This is a genomic window from Corynebacterium sp. HMSC076C10 (genome assembly GCF_001812455.1).
GTDB lineage: Bacteria > Actinomycetota > Actinomycetes > Mycobacteriales > Mycobacteriaceae > Corynebacterium > Corynebacterium jeikeium_D.
The window spans coordinates 1-861 of the sequence record NZ_KV809118.1 but is presented as its reverse complement, the minus strand read 5'-3'; the positions used below and the strand labels follow the sequence as shown (position 1 = coordinate 861).

Sequence of the window (861 nt, the reverse complement as noted above, 5' to 3'; positions counted from 1 at the left end):
AAGATGTTCATGGTCTCCCCGATCACTGCCCGGAAATGGGCAGGCCGCTACCGGGAAGAGGGTGAGTTTGGGATGCAGGATCGCTCCAGCAAGCCGCACCGGATCCCAGGCAGGACGCCCGAGCATGTCAAGAAGAAGATCATCAACCTGCGCTGGCGGCTTCGACTGGGGCCAGCCCAGATCGCTGCGCGACTTGGTCTCTCGACGTCGACTGTTCACGCGGTCCTCGTCCGTTGCCGCGTGAACCGCCTCTCGCATATCGATCGTGTCACTGGCGAGCCATTGCGGCGATATGAGCATCCTCATCCGGGATCGTTGATTCATGTCGATGTCACGAAGTTCGGCAACATCCCCGACGGCGGTGGACATCGTTACGTAGGTCGGCAGCAAGGCGCACGGAACAAGCTCGCGACTCCGGGATTACCACGAGGAAAAGATCACAAGCCGCGCACCGGGACGGCGTTCGTTCACACAGTCATCGACGACCACTCCCGCGTCGCATACGCAGAAATCTGGTCGGATGAGCAGGCGAGCACAGCGGTGGGAGTTCTCGAACGCGCCGTGGCCTGGTTCGCCGAACGAGGCGTGACCGTCGAGCGAGTCCTATCCGACAACGGGTCGGCATACAGATCCCACGCATGGAGGGACTTCTGCGCTCGGCTCGGCATCCGACACAAGCGGACACGCCCCTACCGGCCGCAGACGAACGGGAAGATCGAGCGATTCCACCGCACGCTCGGGGACGGCTGGGCCTATGCCAGGTTTTACGGTTCAGAGGCCGAACGACGCCTGGCGCTGCCCGGCTGGCTCCACTTCTACAACCACCACCGACACCACTCTGCGATTGGCGGCGTACCCTTC

Annotated in this window: 1 protein-coding gene; it reads left to right on the top strand. The window is 62.6% G+C overall.

The genetic code is table 11. The annotated features are described in order from the left end of the window. Positions 1-861 (top strand): IS481-like element IS5564 family transposase (locus HMPREF2857_RS05625; protein ID WP_246819626.1); only part of this gene is annotated, 861 nt, incomplete at both ends.